The organism is Streptomyces sp. DSM 42067 (assembly GCF_055792885.1).
In genome coordinates, this window is sequence record NZ_CM147706.1 from 2,205,253 (window position 1) to 2,229,875 (window position 24,623).

A 24,623-nucleotide genomic window follows, 5' to 3' on the forward strand; every position below is an offset into this window, starting at 1 on the left:
TGGCCCGCCGGAGCACCGGCGGCCTGTCCTCCCCCAGTGCCTTGAGGGCCTGGGAGGTACCCCCATCCCGGTAGGGTCCTGCGCGTGATCGAGTTCGTACGGAACCTCCGGCTCTGGTTCGTACCCCAGGCCATCCGGGAGGAGGGCCGGACGCCCGACTACCGGTTCTCGCTGGCCAATGAGCGCACGTTCCTCGCGTGGCTGCGCACCGCGCTCGCGCTCATCGGCGGCGGCTTCGCCGTGGACCAGTTCCTGCCGGACCTGCGGTGGGCATGGCGCGTGGGGCTCGCCCTCGCGCTGCTCGCGGCCGGGGTGCTGTGCTCGCTGCGGGCGGTGAACCACTGGGTGCGCTGCGAGCGAGCCATGCGGCGTGGCGAGGACCTGCCGGTGTCGCGGTTCCCCGCGCTGCTGAGCCTCGCCGTCGCGGTCGTCGCGGTGGCGATGGTGGTGGTCGTGCTCGTCGGCTGGGAAGGATGACCGGCCCGTCCGGGGCCCGGGACCCGGGGCTGCAGCCGGAACGTACGAGGCTCGCGTGGCGGCGTACGACGCTGGCCTGCACGGTGGCCGCGGTGCTGGCGGCCCGGACGGTCGGGGTGGTGGCCTGCGCCCTCTGCTTCGTCGCGTGGCTGGGGTTCCTGGCCCTGGCCCATCGCCGGATCCGCGCGCTGGCCGGGGCGCCCCCGGCTCCGTTGACGCCCCGGCATGCGGTCGCGGCCGCGGCGTGCACGCTGGCCCTGGCGGCATTCGCGGCGGCGGTCGTCCTGTGACACCGCCTCAGGACGCTGACACGCCTTACGGCGCTGACACGCATCACGTCGCTGACACGCCTCACGACGCTGACACCGCCTTACGACGACGACGCGGACCTGCGAATCTGGTGTCGCCCACGACTCTGGTGCCGCTCCCACGAGAGCGAGACGGATCACGTTCCGCTCCGCCCCTGGACTACATACCGACCGGTCGGCATCATGCTGTGGTGTCCTCGGGAACACATCCCGTCAGCCGCGCACGGAGGAGCGAACGATGAGCTCAGACCACCCCCCAGGCCTCGATCTCGGCCGGCTGCGCCAGCGGCTGGACAGAGAGCGGCCCGGCCTGGTGAGCGGTCCGCTGACCGGCCGGCTGATCGAGGGCGGGCGGTCCAACCTCACGTACGCGGTCTCCGACGGGGCGGCGAAGTGGGTCGTGCGCCGCCCGCCGCTGGGCCATGTGCTGGCGACCGCGCACGACATGAAGCGCGAGCACCGGGTGATCAGCGCGCTGTATCCCACGGCGGTGCCGGTGCCGCGGCCGGTGCTGCTCTGCGAGGACGAGGACGTGGTCGGCGCGCCCTTCTACGTCATGGAGTTCGTGGACGGCACCCCGTACCGGACCGCGGAGCAGCTCGCCCCGCTCGGCCCCGACCGGACCCGGGCCGCGGTGCTCGAGCTCGTCGACACCCTCGTCGAACTGCACGCCGTCGATCCGGCCGAGGTGGGCCTCGCCGACTTCGGGCGGCCCGAGGGCTTCCTCGACCGGCAGCTGCGCCGCTGGGGCAAGCAGCTCGACGCCTCTCGCAACCGCGAGCTGGCCGGGATCGACGAACTGCACGCCGCACTCGGCCGCGAGCTGCCCACATCGCCCGCCCCGACGGTCGTCCACGGCGACTACCGGCTGGACAACGTGCTGATCGGCGCGGCGAGCGAGCCAATCAATGGTGCCGACGAGATCAAGGCCATCCTCGACTGGGAGATGTCCACGCTCGGCGACCCGCTCACCGACCTGGGCCTGCTGGTGATGTACAGCGTGCCGCTGCGGACGCCTGACTCTCCTGTCAGCACGACCGCCGCGGCGGCCGGTCACCCGGACCCCGCCGAGCTGATCGAGCGGTACGCCGCGCGCTCGGGGCGTGACGTGTCTGCTATCCCCTGGTACACGGCGTTCGCCTGGTTCAAGCTCGCCGTGATCCTCGAGGGCATCCACTACCGCTACACGCTGGGCCAGACGGTCGGCGCCGGGTTCGACCGCATCGGCGACCTCGTCCCCGTCTTCATCGAGCACGGCCTCACCACCCTCCAGGAAGGCTGACCAAGACCATGGACTTCGCATTCGACGCGCGTACGGAAGAGCTGCGCGGCAAGCTGCAGGCCTTCATGGACGAGTTCGTCTATCCGGCCGAGGCGATCGCGGACGAGCAGCGTGCGCGGCTCGCCTCGCCGTGGGACACCCCGGCGGTCGTCGAGGACCTCAAGGCCGAGGCCCGCAGGCGGGGGCTGTGGAACCTGTTCCTGCCCGACGCAGAGCACGGCGCCGGGCTCACCAACCTCCAGTACGCCCCGCTCGCCGAGATCACCGGCCGCTCCCCGCAGCTGGCGCCGACCGCGCTGAACTGCGCCGCCCCGGACACCGGCAACATGGAGGTGCTGGCCCAGTTCGGCGACGAGCAGCAGAAGAAGCAGTGGCTGGAGCCGCTCCTCGCAGGCGAGATCCGCTCCGCCTTCGCGATGACCGAACCCGAGGTGGCCTCCTCCGACGCCACCAACATCACCACGCGCATCGAGCGGGACGGCGACGAGTACGTCATCACCGGCCGCAAGTGGTACATCTCGGGCGCCATGAACCCCGACTGCAAGATCTTCATCGTGATGGGCAAGACCGACCCGGACGGCCCGGACATCCGCCGCCAGCAGTCCATGGTGCTGGTGCCCCGCGACACCCCGGGCCTCGAGATCCGGCGCGCGATGCAGGTGTACGGGTACGAGGACCACTACCACGGGGGCCACGCGGAGGTCGTCTTCGACCACGCGCGCGTGCCGGTGTCGAACCTCGTCGGCGAGGAGGGCGGCGGCTTCGCGATCGCTCAGGCGCGGCTCGGCCCGGGCCGTATCCACCACTGCATGCGGCTGATCGGCATGGCCGAGCGTGCGATCGAGCTGATGTGCAAGCGGGCGGTGGCGCGTACGGCGTTCGGCAAGCCGCTCGCCCAGCAGGGCGTCGTCCAGGAGTGGATCGCGGACGCGCGGGTCGCCGTGGAGCAGCTGCGGCTGCTCGTGCTGAAGACGGCCTGGCTGATGGACACGGTCGGCAACAAGGGCGCGCACACCGAGATCCAGGCCATCAAGATCGCGACGCCGCGGGCGGTCGTGGACATCCTCGACCAGGCGGTGCAGCTGCACGGCGCGGGCGGCGTGAGCCAGGACTTCCCGCTCGCCGAACTCTGGGCGGCCGCACGGACGCTGCGGCTCGCTGACGGGCCCGACGAGGTGCACCAGCGGTCGCTGGCGCGGCGCGAGCTGAAGCGGTACCTCTAGCCGGACGTACGTGAGCCCCCGGCCGTCCGGCTGGGGGCTCAGGGGTTCTCTACAGCGATTAGTTCTGCACGGCGATTAGTTCTGCACAGCGATTAGTTCTGCACAGCGATGAGGTCTGCAGCGGTCAGCTCACGGCCGCAACGCCCGCAGCAGCAGGTCCGCCAGGTGGTCGGCGACCTCCTGCGGGCTGAGCGGTCCGTCCGGCCGGTACCACGTGGACAGGTGATGCACGGACCCGAAGTGGTAGTCGACCACCAGGTCGGAGGGCGTCGCGGTGGAGAACACCCCGCTCTTCTGGCCCTCTTCGACGAGAGCCCGGAACCGCTCGTGGTAGCGGCGCCGCTCGGCCCGTACCTGCTTGTTCTTCTCGGGGCTCAGATGGTGCATGGAGCGGAAGAAGATCGCCGCGTCGTCGAGGTTCTCGATGGTCGTGACCACGACGTCGGCCGCGGCGTCGCGCAGTCGCTGCTCGACCGGTGCGTCGGTGTCGGCCACGGCGTCGAGGCGCTCCTGCTGGACGCGGAGCACGCGCGCGTACACCTCGTGCAGCAGGTCGTCCTTGGAACCGAAGTAGTGGTAGAGCGCGCCCTTGGTGACCCCGGCCGCCTCGACGATCTCCTGCACCGACGTACGGTCGTAGCCGCGCTCGGCGAAGAGCCGGGTGGCGGCGGCAAGCAGCCGCTGCGGGACGGGCGTGCCGTCTCCGTCCGTCGTCCTGGGCACTGCCGCCACCTGCCTTTCCGTGTCGTCACGCGCGGGGCGTCACGCGTCCCCTGGTCCGGAACGCACATCCCGCGGGAGGATCTTCCCACTTGCCGACTCCGGCGTGTCGGGCAGGACCCGCCGCACGCGACCGGTTGCTCTGTCGCACGCGGACCGACGAACCCGCCGCACGCGCGGAACGGCCGTCACTGCCCGGCCGCCTCCCATTTCTGCTGGATGTGGTTCATGCTCGTCAGCCAGCGATCGGGCTCGGCGGCCCGCACCCGGTAGTACTCGGCGACCTCGCGGTGCGGCAGGATCAGAAAGCGGTCCTCGGCCATGCCCGCGAAGAGCGCGTCCGCGACGTCGTCCGGCTCGATCGCCGTGGGAGCCAGCACGAGTTCGCCGGCCGATCCGGAGGCGGTGAGCATGTCCGTGCGTACGCCCTGCGGGCAGATCGCGTGGACCTTGATGCCGCGGTGCCGGTACGTGAGCGAGAGCCACTCGGCGAAGGCGTACGCGCCGTGCTTGGTGACGCTGTAGGGCGCGGCGCCGACCATGGTGAGCAGTCCGGCGGCGGAGACGGTGGAGACGAAGCGGCCATTGCCGCGCTCCAGCCAGCCGGGGAGGAGCTCCCGGGCGGCGCGCACATGAGCCATGACGTTGACGTCCCAGGCGGTGGCCCACACCTCCTCGTCGGCGCTCTCCGTGCCTCCGGAGGCGAGCCCGGCGTTGGCGCAGTAGACGTCGACGGTGCCGCCCAGCGCGTCCCGTGCGTCCGCCACGATCGCGGACGCGTCGCCCGGCAGCGCGATGCCGCCGAACTCCTCGGCCACGGCCTTCGCCTTCACGGGATCCAGGTCGTTGACCACGACGCGCGCCCCGGACGCGGCGAATCTGCGTGCCAGCGCCGCCCCGATGCCGCCACCGGCTCCGGTGACGACGACTCCCGACCCCTGCAGGGTGTCCACCATCGGTCTCCCTCGACTCGACTGCGAAGTACAGACTAAGCAGTCGGTCAGGAGGAACGGAAGGGGTACGGGAAGAGGGAACGCCGCTCCCCGCTGCCGGGAACGCCCTGTTCCCGGCGAACGGCATGCGCGCTAGCGTGCGAGGCCATGCGATCTTCCGCGATCACTCAGAACACGGAGGTAGCACCATGAACCAGTCCAGACGCAACGAGTCCAGACGCGACCTGTCCAGACGCAACCTGTCCAGACGCAGCCTGCTCGCCGCAGGCTCGGCCGCGGGAGCCGCAGCCGTCGCAGGACCGCTGTCCGCCGGACCGGCCGCCGCGGCGGAGGGCGGCTGCCCGCTGCGCACCGGCTTCGAACAGCTGGCCGCGGACGGCTACGGGCTGCTGGACGGCGAACGGGTCGGCATCGTGACCAACCCGACCGGGGTCACCCGCGGGGGCACCGGAAGCGGGGGCGTACGCCACATCGTCGATGTGATGCACGAGGACGAGCGCGTGAACCTGATCGCGGTCTTCGGGCCCGAGCACGGCTTCCGCGGGACGGCGCAGGCGGGCGGCTCGGAGGGCCGGTACGACGATCCGGCGACCGGACTGCCGGTGTACGACACGTACCTGAAGAGCGGGCGGCCGCTGGCCGACATCTTCACCGCGTCCGGTGTGGACACGGTCGTCTTCGACATCCAGGACGTGGGCGCGCGCTTCTACACGTACATCTGGACGCTCTACGACTGCATGGAGGCCGCGCAGCTCGCGGGCAAGCGGTTCGTGGTCCTGGACCGCCCGAACCCGGTGACGGGCCGCAGCGCCGAAGGGCCGGTCCTGCACAAGGAGTTCGCGACGTTCGTCGGCCGGCAGCCGATCTCGCAGGCGCACGGGATGACGGTCGCGGAGCTCGCGCGCCTGTTCAACGGCGAGTTCCTTGGGACGCCGGTTCCGCTGGACGCCGTGCTCATGACCGGCTGGAAGCGCACCGAGTTCTACGACACCTCCGGGCTTCCCTGGGTCCCGCCGAGCCCCAACATGCCGACGCCCGACACCGCACTCGTCTATGCGGGGACCTGCCTCTTCGAGGGCACCAACTTCTCCGAGGGGCGCGGCACGACGCGCCCCTTCGAACTGCTCGGCGCGGAGGGTATCGACCGCCGCTGGGCCGAGGCCGCGAACGCCCTCGAACTGCCGGGCGTCGACTTCCGCGAGGCGTACTTCGCGCCCACGTTCTCCAAGTTCCAGGGCAAGACGATCGGCGGCGTGCAGATCCATGTCCGGGACCGCGCGGCGTACGACCCGGTGCGCACCGGCATCGCGCTGCTGGTCACCGCGAAGCAGGCGTGGAGCGGCTTCGCGTGGCGCTCCGACAACTGGATCGACAAGCTGACGGGCAGTACGCAGGTCCGCACGATGATCGACGCGGGGGCGGACGCGGACGAGGTGGTGGCGGCCTGGCAGAGCGAGCTCGCGGCGTTTCGGCGGGTGCGCGCCGGTTATCTGCTCTACCGCTGACGCGCCCGTACGGGACCGGGCTCACGCGCGCGTGGCGGGCCATTGGTGACGACAGTCGCCGTGCGGCGGCGGACCGTGTCTCCCCGGCCCGCCGCCCACGTGCGCTACCGATGGGCCGGGAACTCCACGACCTGCTGGTACGTCGGGCGGTTCTGCCACTGGATCGCGCGGTGCTTGATGCCGCCGAGGGGGCGGTGGACGATCGCGTCCGCGCACCACTGGTCGCCCGCGTCGCAGGTGTCGTCGCCCGGGTAGACCTCGGTGGCGGGCTTGGCGGCGGCCCGCGTGAGGGTGTCGGTCAGGACGCCGCGGCAGGCGTCGAGTGCCCCGTCGCCGCAGTAGGCACGGCCGAGCGCGCCCTCCACGGGCTCCCCGAGGACCTTCCTCAGGTCCTTGTCGACGTTGCCCCACCATCCGTACTGGAAGGCGGAGCCCGCATGCCCGCCCGTGGGACCGTGGCCGGCGGACGGCGACTCGTCGACCGTGAGCTGCGCGGTCAGCGCGTCCCACAGGTCATCGCCCAGGCCCGGCTTGAACTGGGCGTCCACCAGCAGCGGCCACCAGGCGTCCATGATCCGCACCGCGTCGGTGTGGGCGTACGTGTGCGAGCCGGCCGAGGTCTCCTTGCGCTGTGCTCCCGCCGCCTGCCAGGACTCCAGCTGCTGCACCGCCCTGGCGAGCGCGGGATCGCTGATGGGTGCGGAGCGCAGCACCTTCAGCAGCTCCGGGAGCACCTGTTCGCCCCTCAGATCGGTGACCGCCGCGTCGGCCATGGCCCGGGTGAGCGAGGCCCGGGTGACCCCGCCCTTCTCGACGAGCTTCTTCACGCGCCCGTCGAGGAGATCGCCGCGATGGACGGCCCCCAGGCTGAAGTTGGCGGCGCTGTAGTCCTCGGCCTGCTTGTTGTTCCAGGAGATGTAGTAGTCCTGGTTCACCGAGTTGGGGTGCTGGTCGGGCGGTGTGTACGCGGCGGTGTTGTGGGTCGGGTCGAAGTCCCGCCATTCGTAGGCCTTCTCGGCCTTCACCGGGAACGACGGATCGACGTTCGCCGCACGCACCGGATTGGCGCCGCTGTTGTAGTACGCGATGTCGCGCGAGTCGGCGTAGAACCAGTTGAAGGCGTAGCTGATGTGCTGCGCGGCCTGCTGGAAGGTCTTGGCGTCCGTGACGTAGGACGGGTCGTTCAGCATCTGGAAGCCGATGATCGAGTCGGCCTCGTGCCGGTACGTGGAGCGGAGCGAGGTGTAGGCCACGGGCTTGCCCTCGACCGTGGCGCGGTGCGTGACGATGCCGTAGTTGGTACGGAAGACCTGCATCCGGTACGAGCCGGCGGCCGTGGAGTCGGCCACTGTCGGCTTCCAGGCGTTGCGCTTCTCCAGCTTCTCCATGGGGGTGCAGGCGCCCCTGTAGAGGTAGTGCGTGGACTGCTTGGTGGGTGTGCCGCCGGCCGGTTCGCAGAGCTCGACGGCGTACGTGTCGGTGATGTCCTGTCCTGCTGAGGTGGCCGACCAGGCGTAGTCCTGGCCGCGGCCCAGCTGGACGTACATGCCGACGCCCGCGAACGAGACGCCGTGCGCGCTGATGCCGGGTCCCTGGAGCTCCTGCATCATCAGCAGCTGCGGCGCGAAGTAGCCGGTCTGCGGGCCGAATACGGCCACGGGGTGACCGCTGGCGGTGTGCTCGCCGGAGACGAGCAGGGCGTTGGACATGCCCTTCCTGCTCGCTCCGCCGGCGAAGAGGCCGGCGGGCAGCACACCGTCGTCGAAGATGCCCTGGAGGGGCTTGAGGCGGCCGTTCACCTTCACGGGGTCCTTGGTCGTCCGAGGGCTCGACGCGCTCTGGGTGCTGTCGGCGCTCTGGACACCTGTGGCGCTCGCCGCCGAGCCCTCGCGGTCGTACACGAGCTGCTCGCGCTCGACCGATCCGGAGTCGGGCAGGGCCGTGCCGCGCGGGCTGTCGGGCTTGTCGGCGTACGGGAAGCTGCTGCCGTCGTGGAGGGTCAGCACGCTCTCCGGGTCGTTGCGCTGCCGGAAGGACTCCCAGACCCTGGTGCCTTCTTCGATGCCGTACTTCTGCTGAGCCGTGAGCAGGGAGAGTGCGGCTTCGACCTCTCCCCCGCCGCCGTTGCCGAAGAGGCCGCCCACGACCGAGGCGAGCGCGATCATGTCGGTGATCTTGAAGGGATCTATCTGGCCGACGTTGCTGATCGCGTCGATCTTGCCCGTGAGGACGTACTCGCCGGGGAAGTACCGGCCCTTCTTGGCCTGTTCGCGATAGGCGTTGAGACCGTCGATATAGGCCTGCGCATCGGCCATCGCCTGCTCGCCGCGCGCGCCCGAGGCGCTGCGGAGGTGGTCGACCTGCTTCTGCAGATCCTCCTCGGTGTACGGGGCCTGCGGCCAGAACTGCTGTTCAAGGCCCTGGTTGGCGAGTGCGCCGCCCGCGAACGAGGTGAGCTCACCGCGCCCGATGTGCCGGAACAGGTCGATGAGCCAGAGACGGTCCTGCCCGGCGGCATAGCCGGCGCCGAACTCGGTTCCGTAGCGCGTGGTCCCCTTGATGTGCGGAATGCCGTACTTCTTGTCGCGGGTGATCGTCACATCGTCGCGGGGGCGGGTGACGGAGGCGACCTGGTCGTCGGGGACGCCGAACGAGGCGTCGTTGAAGTACCGGGTGAGGGTGTCGTCCGTGAGAGTCGGGTACCCGGAGGAGAGCGTGTCATAGGGGCCCAACTGGTCGCCGGCGTGCGCGGGCTGAGTGCCCAATAGCTGGTTGGCGAGGATCTCGGCGAGCGTGGCACTGCCGTTCGCACCGGGCGGCAGGATGTCGACGCACTGGCCTTCGCAGTAGTCGGCTGCGGCGGGCTCCGCCGCGGCGGCTGCCGGGACAGGGGCCAACAGGCCCCCGGTAAGGATGAATACAGCCGTGACGGCCAGTGAGCCCGCGGATCTGCGAAGGGATCTGGCGAAGGTGTGGTGGGGGGTACGCCGTGGCATTCCTGCTCCTCCCGACGATGGGTGAGCCGGAGGTTACCGCCGGTACAGCGACGATTGAAGATGAACATGCGTCACGTTTTCCGAATCATCACAGGGCCGAGAGCGGTTGTTGACCGTCCGAGGAGACCAAAGAGACCGGTCATTGACAGCCGCTTGACGGCCCGTCCGGGACCCTCGAGAGCAACCGGCGGATGTCATCCGAATTCGGATGGAGCCGAATGGCGTGTCGATACGTCTATTCGGCGACGTCCGTACGACGACGCCGAATCAGCCGGAGTACATGTGACGGAGGTGCAGAGCGATGGCCGGATTCCGGAGTCTCGCGAGACAGGTGCGTGACCCCCGCAACGACCTGGCACTACGGCGGTACTCACTGCGCAAGTGCCTCGAGCGGTTCGCCCCTTACGGCCACCGGGCCACCTGGGACCATCTCTGCTCCCGGGCGGGCTTCGGACAGGAGGACCGCTCACCCGATCCGGCGCGGCTGGTGGCCGCGCTCGACGAACTCGAGGAGGCACGGGCGGTCTGGCTCGCCTACGAGGCCCAGTTCGCCGAACGGCGCAAGAGGGAGAAGCACGACGGACTGCGCAGGCCGGGCAGCGTGGACGACTGGCACCGGCTCACCTGGGGCGGCTTCGGGGTCGCATGGTGCGACGACCCCCGTGTCCATCCCGCCGGGCCGCTGGCCGAAACACTGCGGCGACTGATAGCGGCCCTGGAGCGGGAGCCTGGCACGGTGTGCCCGGTGTGCGCGGGTTCGCGCCTCGTCTGGAAAAGCGATCTGGCCCATGAGCCCTCGTCGGGTCCGGTCTGCACGGGCTGCGGGATAGTGGTGCCGCGGCCCGTTCTGACATCCGTGGCCCTGGCGGAGGCGAGACGAGCGCGGTTGCTGGTGTCGGCCTGAGCACGACGGGGGTGCGACATCGCGGCCGCACCCCCGTGCGCGAAGCGCCGGACCGTTTCTGCACTACGGAGTGATCACATCCGTGTGAATGGCGAGCTTGAACTCGGCCAGGATCAGCGGCGTGCCCAGCTTCTTGTCCCCCGCGCCGCGCGCCGAGACCTTCAGCCCCAACGGTGTGCCCGGGTGCACGAACATCTGCCACATGTAAGAGCGGTACTGGCCGCCCCGGGTGGCGGCCCCATCGGTCGTGGCGGTCGAGTCGTACCCCGTCGACGAGCCGAGCGGATCGCGCACGAACCGCGCCCGGTACTCGGTGGGTTCGGCGGCCGCCTCCCAGAAGACAAGCGCGGACAGCACACCCCAGCCGTCGTGGCTGGGCCATATCAGCCCCGAGCGGCGGTCCGGGAAGGCGGACGCCTTGTCGCCACCGTGGCCCGGGTCGTGCATCTTCCACGGGTCGTATGACTCCTCGCCCACCGCGTAGGGAAAGCGCACGAGGTGGTAGCCGTCGCTGTCGTACGAGATCTTCTGCGGGCCGCTGCGGGCTGCTTCCCACTTGAGTGAGCAGATGGCGAGGCTCATAGGTGGCTCCTCCTCGGTGTCCGGCCGGCGCTCGCTGTCGCTGGCGACCGGATTGTCAGTGGCGGGTGGCACCATCGGCGACATGGACTTCTTGCTCCAGGTGTGTCTGAACGGCCCGCGCGGGGCCGGCGATGGTGCGGCCGTGCCGGTTTCTCCGGGGGCGATGGCCGAGTCCGCGGCGGGGGCCGTCGCGGCCGGCGCCCAGGATGTTCATGTACATCCCAAGTCCCCCTGTGGACAGGACACTCTTTCGCCGCGCGCGGTTGCGGCGACGCTCGAAGCGATACGTTCCGCCGTGCGCGTTCCGGTCGGTGTGACGACGGGCGCGTGGGCCGAGCCGGACCCGCGGGCGCGGGCCGAGCGCATCCGCGAGTGGGCGGCGCTGCCCGATCATGCGTCGGTCAACTGGCATGAGCCGGGGGCCGAGGAGGTGGCTGCGGCCCTTCTCGACCGGGGTGTGGGCGTGGAGGCCGGGGTGTGGTCGGGCACGGACGGCCCGGCCCGGTTCGCCGCATCGCCTCTCGCACCGCGGGTCCTGCGGGTACTGGCCGAGGTCACCGATCGGGATCCCGAGACCGCCGAGGACACGGCCCGGGAGCTGCTCGAGGCGATCGGCGCGGCCCATGGCCGTCCGGTGCTGCTGCATGGTCAAGGGGGCGGTGCCTGGCCGGTGTTGCGGATGGCCCGGGGGCTGGGTCTGGCGACGCGGATCGGCCTGGAGGACACGCTGGTCCTGCCGGACGGGCAATGGGCCAGGTCCAACGCGGAGTTGGTGGCGGAGGCGCTGAGGGTGGGGGCGGGGCCGTAAGGGCTCGGAGGGTTGGTGAACGCCTTGCGGCCCGGATCTGCGGCTGCATTGGCGCCCGGATCTGCGGCCGCATTGGCGCTCGGATCAGCGGCCGCATTGGAGCTCGGATCAGCGGCCGCACTGGAGCTCGGATCAGCGCCCGGATCGGTGGCCCGGGGCCGTACCAGACGTAAATCGCTGGCTGTAGAGATGTGCCGCCGGGACAGTAGGGGCTGCAACACGGCTGAGGCCCGACCGGGGGCGCGGGACTGGAGCCAGGAGTTCCGCTATATGGCTCCGCCCTGCCGCACAGGGGACGGCAGGGCGGTTCGCGGAGGCCGGGGGCGGCGCGCGGAGGGGGCGCGCCGCCCCCGGCCACCCTTCGCGGCGCGGACGCCCTGCGCTGCGCGGACACCCTTCGCGGCGCGGACGCCCTGCGCTGCGCGGACACCCTTCGCGGCGCGGACGCCCCTCGCTGCACGGACACCCTTGGCCGCGCGGACGACCCTCGCCACGCGGACGACCTTCGCCGCGCAGACACCCCTCGCTACACGGACACCCTTCGCAGCGCGGACGACCTTCGCCGCGCAGACACCCCTCGCTACACGGAGGCCCCTAGGTGCGCGGAATGCCCCTCCCTGTGCCGAGACCCCTCCGTGCCGGACGCCCTTCGCTGCCCGTGGTCGCGCTGGCTCAGCCGGGCTTGCTCCGCTCCGATGCCCTGGGTGTCATCGGAAGGTGTCCTTGGTGTCAGGGCGGCCGCATGCAGCACCAGACGCTTCATCGGGCTCCGTCTCGCCCGAGCGCAGCGTCCCGCCCGGCTTCCCGGTGCGGCCGCGTTCGGCGAGCAGGCGTGAACCGGTCAACCGCTCACCGAAGACGTCGTCCGGGTTGGAGAGCACGCATGTCTCCAGGGACAGGCAGCCGCAGCCGATGCAGTCGGTGAGGTGGTCGCGGAGGCGGCTGAGCTGCTTGATGCGTTCGTCGAGTTCGGAGCGCCAGGCCTCGGAGAGGCGGGCCCAGTCCTCGCGGTTGGGCGTGCGCCCCTCGGGGAGTTCGGCGAGCGCCTCGCGGATCGTCGCGAGCGGGATGCCGACTCGCTGGGCGGCGCGGACGAACGCGACGCGGCGCAGCGCGTCGCGCTGGTAGCGGCGCTGATTGCCCGCCGTGCGACGGCTGCTGATCAGTCCCTTGGACTCGTAGAAGTGCAGCGCCGAGACGGCGGCGCCGCTGCGGGCCGAGAGCTGGCCGACCGTGAGCTCGTGGATCTTCTCCGGAATCTGCGGCACCCTTCGAACCCTACCGGCCCCCGCACCGGCTCCTCGTTGACAGAGGCGCCCCACCCGACCATGCTGAGCAAGCGCTTAGACAACGACGCCCGGGAGGGTCAGGGACAATGGCAGAGCCGAGGATCTTCACGTCCGCCGACGAGCTGAAGGCAGCGGTGGGCGAGCAGCTTGGCCACAGCGACTGGCTGGAGATCGACCAGAAGCGGATCGACCTGTTCGCGGAGGCCACGGGCGACCACCAGTGGATCCACGTGGACCCGGAGAAGGCGGCGGCCGGCCCGTTCGGCACCACCATCGCGCACGGCTATCTGACGCTGTCGCTGCTGCCCAGCCTGGTCCCGCAGGTCATGCGGGTCGAGGGCATGAAGATGGGCATCAACTACGGCACGAACAAGGTGCGTTTCCCCGCCCCCGTGCCGGTCGGCTCGCGGCTGCGCGCCACGGCCGTTCTCCAGGAGGTCACCGAGGCGGGCGGCGGCGTGCAGGTGACGGCGGCCGTCACCGTCGAGCGCGAGGGCGGCGACAAGCCGGTGTGCGTGGCGGAGTCGGTGTCCCGCTACTACTTCTGAGTCGCGTCACACGCAGCCGTAGAGCCGGGGTTTTGCCGCCGTAGAGCCGGGGCTTCTGCCGCGGCACCGTAGAGCCGGGGCTTCTGCCGCGGCACCGTAAGGCCGGGGCTCACCGCGGCGCCGAACAGCCGCGGCTTACCGCTTCGCCCCCACCATCCGCAGCACGAGGTCGGCGTACAGCGCGCCGACCTCGTCGGGCGTCCGGCGCCCGGCCACGTTGAACCAGCGTGCGACATCGATGCAGAGCGACAGCACGGCGAGGGTGGTGCCCTTCACGTCGGGGACGTCGAACTCCCCCGCCTGCACACCGTCGTTGATGATCCCGCGCACCACGTCGTCGGTCCTGCGGCGCAGGGCGACGATCTCCGCGCGCGCCTCCGGACCGAGCGCGTCCAGTTCGTACTGCACGACGCGCGCGGTGGTGTGCTGCGAGGCGTGCCAGCGGACGAAGGACTGCACGGCGCCGGAGAGCCGCTCCGCGGGGGTGCCCTCGCGGTCGGACGCCGTCTGCAGGACCTCAAGAGCCTTCTCGTGGCCGATCCTGCTGATGCGGTGGAGCAGCTCTTCCTTGGTCTTGTAGTGGATGTAGAGCGCGGCCGGGCTCATGCCGGCGCGGCCCGCGATGTCGCGGGTCGTCGTCGCGTGGTAGCCGCGCTCGGCGAATGCCTCGACGGCGGCGACGAGCAGCCGCCTGGCCGCGTCCGGGGTGACCTCACCCCACGGCTGGTCCTCGCCATCGGCCGTCTGAGCCGCCGCACCCATCGCTCGCCCCTTCCACCGGTCGCCTGCCGCCATCCTCGACGAAAACGGCCCTGCGGACCGCGTCTGAAGTGGCAGGACGCACCACGATACCGGAATGCTGAGCGGGCGCTTAGATCTTCTCGAAGGGGTCGTGCTCGGCGAGCAGCTTCTCGAGCCTGGCCTGGTCGACGCGACTGACCAGCTGCCCCGCCTCCTGCCGATCCCTGATCACCTTGGCCAGCGTGAACGCCGAGGTGACCAGATAGAGAACGGCGACTCCCAGGAAGGCGCGGACCCAGGCGTCGGCCTGCAGATTGAAGATCCCGATGGCCGTAGCCGCCAGGGCGACGGCGAAGGAGGCGACGGCCTGACCGTAGAACGCGGCGGTGTTCTGCTGCTTGACGGGTGTCTCGCTCATGCGGTCCAGCGTCGCGGCCCGTGGCCCGGGACACATCCGCGCGGATACTCAGCTTCGTACTTACGCTCTCGGCCGCAGGATCGTTCCGAGCTGCGCCTCAGAAGGCCGATACGCCCGTCAGCGCGCGGCCGATCACCAGCTTCTGTATCTGGCTGGTGCCCTCGTAGAGCGTCATGACCCGCGCGTCGCGCAGCAGCTTCCCGACCGGGTACTCGTCGATGTAGCCGTAACCGCCGAAGACCTGGAGGGCGTTGTTCGCGGCGCGTACCGCGGCCTCCGAGGCGAACAGTTTGGCCTTGGAGGACTCGGTGGCGAAGGGCAGGCCGCGGTCGATCAGGTCGGCGACCCTCCAAGTGAGCAGCCGCGCGGCGTCGACGTCCACGGCGATGTCGCTGATCAGCTCCTGGACCAGCTGATGGTGCGCAATGGTCTTGCCGAACTGCTCACGCTCGGTCGCGTACCGCACCGCAGCGTCCAGCGCGGCCTGCGCGATGCCCACGCAGCCGGCGGCGACCGACATACGACCCTTGGCGAGCGCGGACATGGCGACCGCGAAGCCCTTGCCCTCGGGACCGAGCATCGCCGACGCCGGGACACGTACGTCCTCGAGGACCAGCTCGGCGGTGGCCTGACCGCGCAGACCGAGTTTGCCGTGGACGGTGCGGCGGGTCAGGCCCGGCGAGGTGGCGGGCACAAGGAAGGCGGAGACGCCCTTGTGGCCCGGAGTGTCGTTGGTGCGGGCGAAGAGGAGGACGACGTCGGCCCACGTGCCGTTCGTGATGAACATCTTCGTGCCGTTGACGACGTACTCGTCGCCGTCGCGCACGGCGCTCGTCGCGAGGCTGCCCGCGTCGGAGCCGGTACCGGGCTCGGTGAGGCCGAAGCAGCCGACGTACTCGCCGGACGTCAGCCCCGGCAGCCACTGCCGCTTCTGCTCCTCGCTGCCCCAGTGCGCGATGGTCTTCGCGACCAGGCCGAGTGAGACGGAGACGATGCCCCGCACCGACGAGTCACCTCGGCCGAGTTCCTCCGTCACCAGGCAGTACGCGAGGTGGTCGCCGCCCGAGCCGCCGTACTCCTCGTCGACGGTCAGACCCAGGAAGCCGACCTCTCCGAGCTTATTCACGATCGAACGGTCGACACTCTCGGCGCGGTCCCACTCGACGACGTGCGGGGCGATCTCGCGCGCCACGAAGTCCTTGGCGAGCTGCCGGACCGCGGCCTGCTCCTCGCTGAGCTCCAGGTTCATCGATGAACGCTCCACGCTGGAATCGACTTGACGAATCGGCTTCTACTTTAACTATCACTGCTAGTTTCTGCCGCAGCGGCCCTACTATGTGCCGCATGGCCCGACCGCGCAAGCCCCTGCTGAGCACCGACCGCATCGTCGAGACGGCGCGTGCGCTGGTCGACGCCGAGGGCCTCGCGGCCGTGTCGACTCGGCGCCTCGCCGCCGAGCTCGGGGTGAGCGGGCCATCGCTCTACAACCACTTCCGTACGAAGGACGAGATCCTCGAGGCGGTCGCCGACTCGATCAGCGCACAGGTCGATCTGTCGATGTTCGAGGACGGCAGGGACTGGCGGACGGCGCTGCACGACTGGGCCGTGTCCTATCGCGCGGCCCTCTCCGAGCACCCGAACATCGTGCCGGTCCTCGCCCAGGGGCCCGGCCGACGGCCGGCGGGGCTGCGCGTCGCGGACGCGGTGTTCGGCGCGATGGTCGCGGCGGGGTGGCCACCGGCCCAGGCGACGTCGATCGGCGCCCTGATGCGGTACTTCGTCATGGGTTCCGCACTGGGGTCCTTCGCCGGGGGCTTCGTCGACGACGAGACGGCGTACGACCCGTCCGACTATCCACACCTCGGCAAGGCGCATCTGCTCGCCGAGCGCAGGCAGCAGATCGACGGGCGCGCCTTCGAGACGGGACTGCAGGCACTGCTCGACGGGTTGGCCATGCAGTTCGAACAGCTGGCGTCGGCGACGCACCAGGGCTAGACCGGCAGCGGCACGGCACACGACCCTTCGGCACTCGCCGAACGTTCCCTGCCGCATGCTGAACCCATGAGACCCACGAAGCTGTCCAGGGACTCCGCCGCCCCGCAGCTCGCCGCCCTCGCCGGGTTGTTCGCCGACGAGACGCGCGCCGCCTGTCTGCTCGCGCTGCTCGACGGGCGGGCATGGACCGCGGGTGAACTGGCGCGGTACGCGGGCGTGGCGGCATCGACCGCGAGCGAGCACCTCGGAAAGCTGGTCGCCGGCGGGCTTCTGGCCGAGGAGCGGCAGGGCCGGCACCGCTATGTGCGCCTGGCCGACGACCGGGTGGCGCAGCTCGTGGAAGATCTTGCCGCGCATGCCGCGCCGCGCGTGCGGTGGCCGCGGACGCTGCGGGCCTCGAGCGCCGGGTCCGCGATGGCGCGCGGGCGCACCTGCTACGACCACCTTGCGGGACGGCTCGGCATCGAGATCACGGATGCGCTGACCAGGCGTGGTCTGCTGCGTCAGGACACCGGGTTCGCCCTGACCAGCGCGGGGCTGAGCTGGTTCGACGGCCTGGCGATCCCACTCGAACGCACCGGCCGACGTCCGCTCGCCCGCGGCTGCCTCGACTGGACGGAGCGCAGACCGCACCTCGCGGGTGTCGCGGGGGCTGCCCTGTGCCACCACGCGCTGGACGCAGGCTGGTGCGTACGGATCGGCTCGGAGCGCGCGGTCAAGGTCACGGACGTCGGCACGCGCGCACTCTCCGAACTGCTGGGCATCGAGGCGACGGCGCTGCGGTGACAGGAGCACCTCCAACGGCGAAGGCGGCGCCCGGGATATTGCGGTGACCGCCGAACTGTGCGCCCCCTAACCTCGAGGAATGACGAACTCCGACCGGTCGGGAGCGCCCGCCATGACGCGGCGACGGCCTCGCACCCAGGTAGCGGAGCCGCTATCAGAACGGCGTCCGAAAACCGCGAGCCACCCCACCCCGCCCTCCCTAGCCTCAGGAGCATGATGACCTTCCCCCTGCCCGCCCGGCGCCCCGAACTGCTCGCCGCCGGCGCGGCGACGGTGACCGTCGTTCTGTGGGCCTCAGCCTTCGTGTCGATCCGCAGCGCCGGGGCCGCGTACTCACCGGGGGCGCTCGCTCTCGGGCGGCTGCTGGCCGGGGCGCTCACGCTCGGCGTCATCTGTCTCATACGGAGAGAGGGGTGGCCGCCACGGGCGGCCTGGCCGGGGATCGCCGTGTCCGGCCTGCTGTGGTTCGGGCTGTACATGGTGGTGCTCAACTGGGGCGAGCAGTTGGTCGACGCCGGCACGGCGGCCCTGCTGGTGAACATCGGCCCGATCCTCGTCGCCGTGCTCGGGTGGCGGCTGCTGGGAGATCCCATGCCGCCGCGCCTGCTCGCGGGGATGGCGGTGTCGTTCGCGGGTGCCATCGCTGTCGGGTTCTCCATGTCGGGCGACGGGAGCGCGTCCGTCCTCGGGGTCGCACTGTGCGTGCTCGCGGCGATCGGATACGCGAGCGGAGTCGTGGGGCAGAAGCCCGCTCTGGGGCACGCCACCGCACTGCAGGTCACGACGTTCGGGTGTCTCGTCGGAGCCGTCGCGTGTCTGCCGTTCGCAGGGCAGCTGGTCCATGACGCTGCCCGGGCGCCCGCCTCGGCGACGCTCAACATGCTCTATCTGGGCGTGTTCCCGACCGCCCTGGCCTTTACGACCTGGGCGTACGCCCTCGCCCGTACGACCGCGAGCCGGATGGGCGCGACCACGTACGCCGTGCCCGCGCTGGTCGTCCTGATGTCCTGGATCGCTCTCGACGAGGTGCCGGGTCTGCTGACGCTGGGCGGCGGAGTGCTGTGCCTCGCCGGGGTCGCGGTGTCGCGTTCCCGCCCACGCGGACGGAGGACGACGGCTCCGGCTCCGGTTCCGACCACGGCGACAGCCGCGCCCGAACCGGAACCGGAGAGCAGGTGATCCCGCGTCAGCGCGATTCGGGCCCGGATTCCGAACCCGAACTCGCCCGGGTCGCAAGGACCTTGATCGAGAACAGAGCGATCAGCGCCAGGCCGACGATGTAAGCCGAGACGGCCATGGACGTGCCCGTCGCCTCCAGAAGCAGCACCATGATGAAGGGCGCGAGCCCGCCGCCGAGGATCGCCGCGATCTGATAGCCGAGCGAGGCACCGGTGTAGCGCATCTCCGGAGTGAAGAGCTCGGCGAACAGCGCGGCCTGCGGCCCGTACATGATGCTCAGGAAGCAGCTGGTCACGAACGAGGCGACCGCCAGCCACAGCAGCGAGGCGGTGTCGACGAGCAGGAAGAGCGGCACCGCCCAGACTGCCAGGCCCACTGCCCCGAAGGCGTAGATCTTGATGCGTCCGATCCGGTCGGAGAGGGCGGCCGACGCGGGGATCAGCACGAGCTGGGTGAGGCTCACGCCGAGGGAGACGGTGAGGACCGCGCTGCGCTCCATGCCGAGTTCGCGGGTCGTGTAGTCCAGGATGCCGGTGATGAGGATGTAGAAGGTGGCGGTGTTCACGGCGAACGACCCGCCTGCCAGCAGCACCGTGCCGAGATGCCCGCGCAGGATCGTCCGCAGCGGGGAACTCTTCTCGCCCTTCTCCTTCTCCGCCAGGGCGCGTTCGGCCGCGCGGAACTCGGGGGTCTCCTCGACCCTGGTGTGGATGTACCAGGCGAGGCCCAGGACGAAGAAGCCGATGAGGAACGGCACGCGCCAGCCCCAGGCGGCGAAGGCGCTCTCGCTGGTGGCCGCGCCGGCCACCAGGAAGACGGAGTTGGCGGTCACCACTCCGATGGGGACGCCGAGTTGGACGAAGCTGCCGTAGATCCCGCGCTTGCCCTCCGGGGCGTACTCGGTGGCGAGCAGCATCGCGCCGCCCCACTGCGCACCCACGGCGATGCCCTGCAGGACGCGCAGCAGGACGAGCAGGACGGGCGCGGCGATGCCGATGGTCTGGTACGTGGGGAGCAGGCCGATTCCCGTGGTGGCGACGCCCATCAGGGTGAGCGCGAGGACCAGCATGGGCTTGCGGCCTCGCTGGTCGCCGAGGTGACCTGCGATGACACCGCCGAGCGGACGGGCCAGGAAGCCGACGGCGAAGGTCGCGAAGGACGCCAGGACCCCGGCGGACGGGCTGTCTGCGGGGAAGTACAGATCGCCGAGCACGAGGGCGGCGGCGATACCGAAGACGAAGTAGTCATACCACTCGACGGCCGAGGCGAGAGCGGCGGCGGTCGCCACCTTGCGGCGGTTGCGGGCGTCCGCCGGGGCGGCGGACCGGGGGTGAGCGGATGCTGCTGAGGGTGCCGTGTCCATGCTGCACACTCCGGTGGGTGCGGGGACGGAACAGGGGTGTTGGGGGGACGGAACAGGGGTGTGGGGGGACGGAACAGAGGGGGCGGCGCCGCGATTTCCGGGAACGTACTGACCGGACGGTATGTACGTCAACGGGTCGTGCGGCAGCAGTTTTGCCTGTGCAATGCATGGGTTGATCCGGCGCGATCCGGGCTCGGGCAGCACGCGGGCCCCGGCCGCGCGACCGCGGCCGGGGTGTACGACGAGTCGGGGAGGCCCTCCGCTAGAAGACGACCAGCGCCCGGCCGCCCTTGCCCGCGAGCATGTTGTCGAACGCCGCCGGGATGCCGTCGAGAGCGATGTGCTCGGTCACGAGGGTGCCGAGGTCGAGGCGGCCCGAGCGGATGTGACCTGCGAGAACGGGGAGGTCCTCGGCCGGGTTGGAGTTTCCGTAGACGCAGCCGGAGAGGGTGCGGCCCCAGTGGAAGATCTCCAGGGCGTTGAAGGAGACCTGCTGGTCCTTGCCGCCGATGCCGACGACCGTGGTGCGGCCGCCGCGCCGGGTGGACTCCCAGGCGGTGCGGATGGTCACGGCGCGCCCGACGCACTCCACGGCGACGTCCACGCCCTGCTTGCCGGTGAGTCCACGGATCTCGCGGGCGGTGTTCTCGGAGGCGACGACATAGTCGGTGGCGCCCGCGCGACGAGCCAGCTCCTCCTTCTCCGGGGACACGTCGACGGCCACGATCTTCGAGGCGCCCGCGATCCGGGCGGCCTGAAGCGTGGCCAGGCCCACCCCGCCGACGCCGAAGACCGCGACGGACTCGCCCTCGCGGACCCGCGCCGAGTGGTGGACGGCGCCGTACCCGGTGAGCACGGCGCAGCCGAGCAGGGCCGCGTCGGTGAGCGGCACGCCGTCCGGAACGGGCAGCACACAGCCCTCGGCGACGACGGTCTCCTCGGCGAACGCGGCGACGTTCAGGCCGGGGTGGAGGTCGGCACCGTCGTGGGCCCTCTTCGCGTACACATCGCCCGCGCCCGTCAGCGCGTTGGCGCACAGCCACACCTCGCCGAGCGAGCAGGCATGGCAACCACCGCACGAAGGCGCCCAGTTGAGGACGACGCCGTCGCCGGGTGCGACGTGCGTGACGCCCTCGCCGACGGCGACGACCGTGCCGGCGCCCTCATGGCCGAGCACGGCGGGCACGGGCACCCGCAGGCGGCCGTTGGACAGGGACAGGTCGGAGTGGCAGACACCGGCGGCGGCGAGGCGTACCCGCACCTGGCCGGGCCCGGGCTCAGGCAGCTCGATCTCGGTGATCTCCAGAGGAGAGCCGATGGCGGGCAGGACGGCGGCGCGGACCATGGTGGGCTTCAGGCTCCTCGGATCAGCGGGAATCAGAACTGGAGGGACTTGGTCTGGAGGTACTCGGCCAGCCCGTGCGTACCGAGCTCCCGCCCGACGCCCGACTGCTTGTATCCGCCGAAGGGGGCAAGCGGGTTGAAGCGGCCGCCGTTGATGTCGACCTGGCCGGTGTCCATACGCCGCGCGAAGGCGACCGCCTCCTCGTCGTCGCCCGCCCAGACGGCGCCCGCGAGTCCGTACACGGTGCCGTTGGCGATACGCAGCGCGTCGTCCTCGTCCTCGTACTTCAGGATCGACAGGACGGGGCCGAAGATCTCCTCCTTCGCGATGGTCATGTCCGGGGTGACATCGGCGAAGACGGTGGGGCTGACGAAGTAGCCCTGCTCGCGGGGCACTTCGGGGCCGCCCGCGACGAGCCGCGCGCCCTCCGCGACGCCCTTCTCGATGTATCCGCGCACGCGATCGTGCTGCTTGGCGTTGACGAGGGGGCCGATGCGGTCGCCGTACTTGCCGACGGCTTCCGCGGCGAGCTGCACCGCCTCGTCGTACTGGTCGCGGTGGACGAGCATGCGGGTCCAGGCGCTGCAGGTCTGCCCGGAGTTGGACATGACGTTGGCGACGCCGACGCTGACCGCCTTGGCGAGGTCGGCGCTGGGCAGGATGACGTTGGCCGACTTGCCGCCGAGCTCCAGCGCGACCCGCTTGACGGCCGCGCCGGCAACCGCACCGATCTGCTTGCCGACGGCCGTGGAGCCGGTGAAGGACACCAGGTCGACGCCCTCGTGCTCGGCGAGCGCCTGGCCGGCGACCTGGCCCAGGCCGGTGACCAGGTTGAACACCCCTGCGGGCACACCCGCTTCATGCACCGCCTCGGCGAAGAGCTGTGCGGTGAGCGGGGTGTCCTCGGCGGGCTTGAGGACGACGGTGCAACCCGCCGCGAGGGCGGGTGCCACCTTGGCGACGATCTGGTGCAGCGGGTAGTTCCAGGGCGTGATCGCCCCGACGACCCCCACCGGTTCGAGGAACACGGTGGAGTTGCCGGTCTTCTCCTCGAAGGGGTACGTCGCCGCCAGCTCGGCATACGAGCCCGCGACGGCGATCGGCAGGGCCGTGTGCACCTTCTGCGAGAACGGCAGGGGCGAGCCGAGCTCGGCGGTGACGGTCTCGGCGATCTCGTCCTTGCGGGCGGCCAGGACGTCGCGCAGGGCGGCGATACGGGCGGCTCGCTCGGCGGGCACGGTCGCGGCCCAGGCGGGGAGCGCGGCGCGGGCGGCGCGCACAGCGGCGTCGACGTCCTCGGCCGTGCCGGCCGGGACGTGGGCGATGGCCTGCTCGTCGGCGGGGTTCACGACCGCGATCGTGTCGCGGCCTGCGGCCGGCCGCCACGATCCGTCGATGTACATTCCGTCGTGGGCCTTCATCGCGTACCTCCGTGCCGGCGTCCGTCGTCCGGCGCCCAAACTAGCGCCGTTAGTTTTTGGACGCCAGGGGCACAGGCCGTACGCGACGCACTGTACGTCGTGGGTTGTGCCCACCCATCAGGGCTCCCTCGACGACTACGGTGCGGCGCCAGACCTGGGGGTAACTCCCAGGCCCTTAAGGCACTGGGGGAGTACATCCCGGCGCGGCCCCGCCCCGCCCACCGGCAGGTGGCGAACCGGCCACCTACAGGAAGCCGCCTGGGCACCTCGACCCACCGGTCAGCCGCGCACGCACCCCGTCAGACATCCAGCCCCGGCAACACCGAAGGCGCCGGACAGATCCGGCGGCCCTCCACGTCGAAGACGTACAGGTGGGCCAGATCGACCAGGAGCGGTACCTGCGCTCCGGGGCGCAGCTGCACGTCGGGGCTGGTGCGCACGACCAGGTCGCTCGTGTCGGTGGCGGGGCGACCTGCCCCCGGTGCAGGTGTCTCCCGGGCGAAGGGGTCCGGGTCGTCCACGGCGACCACCGGTCCCATCGCAGGGGCCGGATCCGAGCCGGCCCTGGCGCCCGCCGACTCCATCCACCGGCTCAGCACCCCGGCCCCGGGCGCCCTGCGCCGCCGACGCGGGGCGGGCGCCGGCCGGGGCGACTCCAGGTCGGCCACCACGGCGGGCCGGGAGCCGGTGTTGAAGTGGACCAGCGCCTCATGGCCCTGGTACTCCATATGCTCGACGAGCCCGCTGATCGGCACCTCACCGGGGCGCGCCTCGGCCGGGGTCGCTATGCGGACCGCCTCGGAGCGGAGGCCGACCACGATCCGCCGCCCCTGCTGGATGCGCAGCAACTGGTGGTCGGGGCTGAGCGGTTCGGGCAGGGGCAGCCGCTGCCGGCGCAGGTCGATCGACATACGGCCGTCGAGCGGGGCGTGGACCGTGGCCTCCAGCAGATTGATGCGCGGGGTGCCGATGAACGTCGCCACGAAGATGTTCGCCGGGACGGCGTAGACGTCGCGCGGCGTGCTCACCTGCTGCAGCACACCGCCGCGCATGATCGCGACGCGGTCGCCGAGCGACATGGCTTCGGCCTGGTCGTGCGTCACGTAGACCGTGGTGACGCCCAACTCGCGGGTGAGCCGGGAGATTTCGGCCCGCAGGTGGTTGCGGAGTTTGGCGTCGAGGTTGGACAGCGGCTCGTCCATCAGGAAGCACGAGGGGCGCCGGCTGACGGCCCGGCCCATCGCGACCCGCTGCCGCTCGCCGCCGGAGAGCTGGCTCGGGTAGCGGTCGAGGATGTCCTCGATGCCCAGCATGCGGGCGGTCGCCTCGACGCGCGGACGGGGGTCCTCACTCGATTTCTCCATCCGCAGCGGGAAGCTGATGTTGTCGCGGTTCGTCATGCGCGGATACAGGGCGAAGTTCTGAAAGACCATGGCCATGTCACGTTCGCCGGGCGCTACACCGTCCACGCGCTCGCCGTCCAGCAGCAGTTCGCCCTCGGTGATGTCCTCGAGTCCGGCGATCATGCGCAGTACGGTCGACTTTCCGCAGCCCGAGGGTCCGAGGAGGACCACGAACTCCCCCGGTGCGATGTCGAGCGTGAAACGGTCGACGGCCCGTACGTTCCTGCCGTACGTCTTTGTGACGTTGCGAAGCGATATGGCGCGAGTCATTGGGGTCCCGCCCAGTATTCGAGATGCGGCTGCGACGTAAGTGCTGGGATACCACCTGAGTGAACAGGCGGTGCCGGAACGTTAGCCGGTTACTCACCGAGAGGGAA

The 24,623-nt window shown here is 70.8% G+C and carries 23 protein-coding genes; 11 read left to right on the top strand and 12 right to left on the bottom strand.

Features of this window, described 5'->3' with window-relative positions:
* Positions 1 to 84: 84 nt before the first annotated feature.
* The 4 genes from ACSMXV_RS10435 to ACSMXV_RS10450 all read left to right on the top strand — a co-directional run bounded on the left by ACSMXV_RS10435 (position 85) and on the right by ACSMXV_RS10450 (position 3,290).
* Positions 85 to 477 (top strand): YidH family protein, encoded by a 393-nt coding sequence (locus tag ACSMXV_RS10435; protein ID WP_181657376.1) that lies wholly within the window; start codon positions 85 to 87, stop codon positions 475 to 477.
* Positions 474 to 767: a DUF202 domain-containing protein gene (locus ACSMXV_RS10440; protein WP_473177386.1), complete on the top strand. Its 294-nt coding sequence runs from the start codon at positions 474 to 476 to the stop codon at positions 765 to 767. Before ACSMXV_RS10435 ends, ACSMXV_RS10440 begins: the two co-directional genes overlap by 4 nt.
* Positions 768 to 1,023: 256 nt before the next feature.
* Positions 1,024 to 2,067 (top strand): phosphotransferase family protein, encoded by a 1,044-nt coding sequence (locus ACSMXV_RS10445; protein WP_473177387.1) that lies wholly within the window; start codon positions 1,024 to 1,026, stop codon positions 2,065 to 2,067.
* An 8-nt stretch (positions 2,068 to 2,075) separates the two neighbouring features.
* Complete coding sequence (locus ACSMXV_RS10450) at positions 2,076 to 3,290, top strand: acyl-CoA dehydrogenase family protein (protein ID WP_473177388.1); 1,215 nt, start codon at positions 2,076 to 2,078, stop codon at positions 3,288 to 3,290.
* Between the two features lie 129 nt (positions 3,291 to 3,419).
* Here ACSMXV_RS10450 and ACSMXV_RS10455 read toward each other — a convergent pair whose 3' ends face one another.
* Positions 3,420 to 4,013 carry a TetR/AcrR family transcriptional regulator gene (locus tag ACSMXV_RS10455; RefSeq protein ID WP_473177389.1) on the bottom strand — a complete coding sequence of 198 codons (594 nt, stop codon included), beginning with the start codon at positions 4,011 to 4,013 and terminating at the stop codon, positions 3,420 to 3,422.
* A gap of 185 nt (positions 4,014 to 4,198) precedes the next feature.
* On the bottom strand, positions 4,199 to 4,966 hold the full coding sequence (locus tag ACSMXV_RS10460) for an SDR family oxidoreductase (protein ID WP_473177390.1): 768 nt from the start codon (positions 4,964 to 4,966) through the stop codon (positions 4,199 to 4,201).
* Between the two features lie 185 nt (positions 4,967 to 5,151).
* Between ACSMXV_RS10460 and ACSMXV_RS10465 the strand changes: the two genes are divergently transcribed.
* Positions 5,152 to 6,468, top strand: a complete 1,317-nt coding sequence (locus ACSMXV_RS10465; RefSeq protein WP_473177391.1) for an exo-beta-N-acetylmuramidase NamZ family protein — start codon at positions 5,152 to 5,154, stop codon at positions 6,466 to 6,468.
* Between the two features lie 104 nt (positions 6,469 to 6,572).
* Here ACSMXV_RS10465 and ACSMXV_RS10470 read toward each other — a convergent pair whose 3' ends face one another.
* Complete coding sequence (locus ACSMXV_RS10470; RefSeq protein ID WP_473177392.1) at positions 6,573 to 9,464, bottom strand: penicillin acylase family protein; 2,892 nt, start codon at positions 9,462 to 9,464, stop codon at positions 6,573 to 6,575.
* A gap of 301 nt (positions 9,465 to 9,765) precedes the next feature.
* On the opposite strand from ACSMXV_RS10470, the gene ACSMXV_RS10475 reads away from it, so the two are divergent.
* Entirely contained in the window at positions 9,766 to 10,368 is a 603-nt protein-coding gene (locus ACSMXV_RS10475) for a hypothetical protein (protein ID WP_473177393.1), read from the top strand.
* 63 nt (positions 10,369 to 10,431) lie between these two features.
* Here the strand turns inward: ACSMXV_RS10475 and ACSMXV_RS10480 are convergent, their stop codons facing one another.
* On the bottom strand, positions 10,432 to 10,950 hold the full coding sequence (locus tag ACSMXV_RS10480) for a hypothetical protein (RefSeq protein ID WP_473177394.1): 519 nt from the start codon (positions 10,948 to 10,950) through the stop codon (positions 10,432 to 10,434).
* 91 nt (positions 10,951 to 11,041) lie between these two features.
* Between ACSMXV_RS10480 and ACSMXV_RS10485 the strand changes: the two genes are divergently transcribed.
* Positions 11,042 to 11,758: a 3-keto-5-aminohexanoate cleavage protein gene (locus ACSMXV_RS10485; RefSeq protein WP_473178883.1), complete on the top strand. Its 717-nt coding sequence runs from the start codon at positions 11,042 to 11,044 to the stop codon at positions 11,756 to 11,758.
* 707 nt (positions 11,759 to 12,465) lie between these two features.
* Here ACSMXV_RS10485 and soxR read toward each other — a convergent pair.
* Positions 12,466 to 13,026, bottom strand: a complete 561-nt coding sequence (soxR, locus tag ACSMXV_RS10490) for a redox-sensitive transcriptional activator SoxR (RefSeq protein ID WP_473177395.1) — start codon at positions 13,024 to 13,026, stop codon at positions 12,466 to 12,468.
* A gap of 107 nt (positions 13,027 to 13,133) precedes the next feature.
* On the opposite strand from soxR, the gene ACSMXV_RS10495 reads away from it, so the two are divergent.
* Positions 13,134 to 13,595, top strand: a complete 462-nt coding sequence (locus ACSMXV_RS10495) for a MaoC family dehydratase (RefSeq protein ID WP_181866621.1) — start codon at positions 13,134 to 13,136, stop codon at positions 13,593 to 13,595.
* A gap of 135 nt (positions 13,596 to 13,730) precedes the next feature.
* Here the strand turns inward: ACSMXV_RS10495 and ACSMXV_RS10500 are convergent, their stop codons facing one another.
* The 3 genes from ACSMXV_RS10500 to ACSMXV_RS10510 form a co-directional block, all read right to left on the bottom strand.
* Positions 13,731 to 14,357: a TetR/AcrR family transcriptional regulator gene (locus tag ACSMXV_RS10500; RefSeq protein WP_181866622.1), complete on the bottom strand. Its 627-nt coding sequence runs from the start codon at positions 14,355 to 14,357 to the stop codon at positions 13,731 to 13,733.
* Between the two features lie 109 nt (positions 14,358 to 14,466).
* Positions 14,467 to 14,754: a YiaA/YiaB family inner membrane protein gene (locus tag ACSMXV_RS10505; RefSeq protein WP_473177396.1), complete on the bottom strand. Its 288-nt coding sequence runs from the start codon at positions 14,752 to 14,754 to the stop codon at positions 14,467 to 14,469.
* 97 nt (positions 14,755 to 14,851) lie between these two features.
* Positions 14,852 to 16,003, bottom strand: coding sequence for an acyl-CoA dehydrogenase family protein (locus ACSMXV_RS10510; protein ID WP_473177397.1), 1,152 nt, complete (start codon positions 16,001 to 16,003; stop codon positions 14,852 to 14,854).
* 95 nt (positions 16,004 to 16,098) lie between these two features.
* Between ACSMXV_RS10510 and ACSMXV_RS10515 the strand changes: the two genes are divergently transcribed.
* The 3 genes from ACSMXV_RS10515 to ACSMXV_RS10525 all read left to right on the top strand — a co-directional run bounded on the left by ACSMXV_RS10515 (position 16,099) and on the right by ACSMXV_RS10525 (position 18,714).
* The gene (locus ACSMXV_RS10515; protein WP_181660941.1) at positions 16,099 to 16,749 is read left to right on the top strand and encodes a TetR/AcrR family transcriptional regulator; all 651 of its coding nucleotides are present in this window, start codon (positions 16,099 to 16,101) and stop codon (positions 16,747 to 16,749) included.
* 66 nt (positions 16,750 to 16,815) lie between these two features.
* Positions 16,816 to 17,535: an ArsR/SmtB family transcription factor gene (locus ACSMXV_RS10520; RefSeq protein ID WP_473177398.1), complete on the top strand. Its 720-nt coding sequence runs from the start codon at positions 16,816 to 16,818 to the stop codon at positions 17,533 to 17,535.
* 213 nt (positions 17,536 to 17,748) lie between these two features.
* Positions 17,749 to 18,714, top strand: coding sequence for a DMT family transporter (locus ACSMXV_RS10525; RefSeq protein ID WP_473177399.1), 966 nt, complete (start codon positions 17,749 to 17,751; stop codon positions 18,712 to 18,714).
* Positions 18,715 to 18,721: 7 nt separating this feature from the next.
* Here the strand turns inward: ACSMXV_RS10525 and ACSMXV_RS10530 are convergent, their stop codons facing one another.
* The 4 genes from ACSMXV_RS10530 to ACSMXV_RS10545 form a co-directional block, all read right to left on the bottom strand.
* On the bottom strand, positions 18,722 to 20,077 hold the full coding sequence (locus ACSMXV_RS10530; RefSeq protein ID WP_473177400.1) for an MFS transporter: 1,356 nt from the start codon (positions 20,075 to 20,077) through the stop codon (positions 18,722 to 18,724).
* A gap of 262 nt (positions 20,078 to 20,339) precedes the next feature.
* Positions 20,340 to 21,422, bottom strand: coding sequence for a Zn-dependent alcohol dehydrogenase (locus ACSMXV_RS10535; RefSeq protein WP_473177401.1), 1,083 nt, complete (start codon positions 21,420 to 21,422; stop codon positions 20,340 to 20,342).
* 32 nt (positions 21,423 to 21,454) lie between these two features.
* A complete protein-coding gene (locus ACSMXV_RS10540) occupies positions 21,455 to 22,843 on the bottom strand; it encodes an aldehyde dehydrogenase family protein (protein WP_473177402.1) in 1,389 nt (462 codons plus the stop codon).
* A gap of 299 nt (positions 22,844 to 23,142) precedes the next feature.
* Positions 23,143 to 24,516, bottom strand: coding sequence for an ABC transporter ATP-binding protein (locus ACSMXV_RS10545; protein ID WP_473177403.1), 1,374 nt, complete (start codon positions 24,514 to 24,516; stop codon positions 23,143 to 23,145).
* Between the last annotated feature and the right edge of the window lie 107 nt (positions 24,517 to 24,623).